Genomic DNA, 3065 nt, shown 5'->3' on the forward strand with positions numbered 1-3065 from the left:
TGCTCTTTAACAATCTGGAAAGCTGATTTAAAAAGTAGTTCTCAAACATTTGTTACAAGTGCTTTGGAAACTTCTTGGCGAAAACCAAATTTTATTTGGTCCTTGTTGTACGACAACAAGCCGTGCCGGTTTCACCGACACTTCTTGGGGTTGTATGGTTAAGTGACTAAGCGTACATGGTGGATGCCTTGGCAGTCAGAGGCGATGAAGGACGTACTAACCTGCGATAAGCCGTGAGCAGTCGGTAAGAGACATTACGACTCACGGATTTCCGAATGGGGAAACCCACTCAGCATAAGCTGGGTATCGTTACATGAATACATAGTGTAACGAGGCGAACCGGGAGAACTGAAACATCTAAGTACCCCGAGGAAAAGAAATCAACCGAGATTCCCTCAGTAGCGGCGAGCGAACGGGGATTAGCCCTTAAGCATCTTGGAAGTTAGTGGAACGGTCCTGGAAAGGCCGGCGATACAGGGTGATAGCCCCGTACACGAAAACAACCTTGATGTGAAATCGAGTAGGGCGGGACACGTGACATCCTGTCTGAATATGGGGGGACCATCCTCCAAGGCTAAATACTCCTGACTGACCGATAGTGAACCAGTACCGTGAGGGAAAGGCGAAAAGAACCCCTGTGAGGGGAGTGAAATAGAACCTGAAACCGTGTACGTACAAGCAGTGGGAGCCCTTCGGGGTGACTGCGTACCTTTTGTATAATGGGTCAGCGACTTACATTTTGTAGCGAGGTTAACCGTATAGGGGAGCCGTAGGGAAACCGAGTCTTAACTGGGCGTCTAGTTGCAAGGTGTAGACCCGAAACCGGGTGATCTAGCCATGGGCAGGTTGAAGGTTGAGTAACATCAACTGGAGGACCGAACCCACTAACGTTGCAAAGTTAGGGGATGACCTGTGGCTGGGGGTGAAAGGCCAATCAAACTCGGAGATAGCTGGTTCTCCCCGAAAGCTATTTAGGTAGCGCCTCGGACGAATACTACTGGGGGTAGAGCACTGTTTGGGCTAGGGGGTCATCCCGACTTACCAACCCCATGCAAACTCCGAATACCAGTAAGTAATATCCGGGAGACACACGGCGGGTGCTAACGTCCGTCGTGAAGAGGGAAACAACCCAGACCGCCGGCTAAGGTCCCAAAGTTCTGGTTAAGTGGGAAACGATGTGGGAAGGCTCAGACAGCTAGGATGTTGGCTTAGAAGCAGCCATCATTTAAAGAAAGCGTAATAGCTCACTAGTCGAGTCGGCCTGCGCGGAAGATGTAACGGGGCTCAAACCAGGCACCGAAGCCGCGGATTCACGCTAAGCGTGAGTGGTAGGGGAGCGTTCTGTAAGTCTGCGAAGGTGTATCGAGAGGTATGCTGGAGATATCAGAAGTGCGAATGCTGACGTAAGTAACGATAAAGGGGGTGAAAAGCCTCCTCGCCGGAAGACCAAGGGTTCCTGTCCAACGTTAATCGGGGCAGGGTGAGTCGACCCCTAAGGTGAGGCCGAAAGGCGTAATCGATGGGAAGCAGGTTAATATTCCTGCACGACTTGTAATTGCGATGGGGGGACGGAGAAGGCTAGGTGGGCCAGGCGACGGTTGTCCTGGTGAAAGTGCGTAGGTGGTGTTTCTAGGCAAATCCGGAGACACAACACTGAGACACGAGACGAACGCACCACGGTGCGGAAGCCATTGATGCCCTGCTTCCAGGAAAAGCCTCTAAGCTTCAGATTACAAGTCATCGTACCCCAAACCGACACAGGTGGTCGGGTAGAGAATACCAAGGCGCTTGAGAGAACTCGGGTGAAGGAACTAGGCAAAATAGTACCGTAACTTCGGGAGAAGGTACGCTCTTGTTGGTGAAGTCCCTTGCGGATGGAGCTGACGGGAGTCGCAGTGACCAGATGGCTGGGACTGTTTATCAAAAACACAGCACTCTGCAAACACGAAAGTGGACGTATAGGGTGTGACACCTGCCCGGTGCCGGAAGGTTAATTGATGGGGTTAGCGCAAGCGAAGCTCTTGATCGAAGCCCCGGTAAACGGCGGCCGTAACTATAACGGTCCTAAGGTAGCGAAATTCCTTGTCGGGTAAGTTCCGACCTGCACGAATGGTGTAACCATGGCCATGCTGTCTCCACCCGAGACTCAGTGAAATCGAATTCGCCGTGAAGATGCGGTGTACCCGCGGCTAGACGGAAAGACCCCGTGAACCTTTACTACAGCTTGGCACTGAACATTGAACCTACATGTGTAGGATAGGTGGGAGGCTTTGAAGGCGTGACGCCAGTTGCGCTGGAGCCGTCCTTGAAATACCACCCTTGTATGTTTGATGTTCTAACGCAGGGCCCTGAATCGGGCTCGCGGACAGTGCCTGGTGGGTAGTTTGACTGGGGCGGTCTCCTCCCAAAGAGTAACGGAGGAGCACGAAGGTTGGCTAATCCTGGTCGGACATCAGGAGGTTAGTGCAATGGCATAAGCCAGCTTAACTGCGAGACGGACAGGTCGAGCAGGTACGAAAGTAGGTCATAGTGATCCGGTGGTTCTGAATGGAAGGGCCATCGCTCAACGGATAAAAGGTACTCCGGGGATAACAGGCTGATACCGCCCAAGAGTTCATATCGACGGCGGTGTTTGGCACCTCGATGTCGGCTCATCACATCCTGGGGCTGAAGTCGGTCCCAAGGGTATGGCTGTTCGCCATTTAAAGTGGTACGCGAGCTGGGTTCAGAACGTCGTGAGACAGTTCGGTCCCTATCTGCCGTGGGCGTTGGATGATTGAAGGGAGTTGCTCCTAGTACGAGAGGACCGGAGTGAACGAACCTCTGGTGTTCGGGTTGTCACGCCAGTGGCACTGCCCGGTAGCTAAGTTCGGAATCGATAACCGCTGAAAGCATCTAAGCGGGAAGCGAGCCCTGAGATGAGTCATCCCTGACCCCTTGAGGGTCCTAAAGGGCCGTTGGAGACCACAACGTTGATAGGTGGGGTGTGTAAGCGCGGCGACGTGTTGAGCTAACCCATACTAATTACCCGTGAGGCTTAACCATACAACACCCAAGAAGTGTTC

The 3065-nt window shown here is 52.7% G+C and carries 1 rRNA gene; it reads left to right on the forward strand.

The window, feature by feature from the left end:
- Window positions 1–156: 156 nt before the first annotated feature.
- Window positions 157–3045, forward strand: a 23S ribosomal RNA gene (locus AB5Y98_RS00445).
- Window positions 3046–3065 lie beyond the last annotated feature (20 nt).

Origin of the sequence: Aeromonas sp. s3 (assembly GCF_040907805.1) — a bacterium.
Classification (GTDB): domain Bacteria; phylum Pseudomonadota; class Gammaproteobacteria; order Enterobacterales; family Aeromonadaceae; genus Aeromonas; species Aeromonas dhakensis.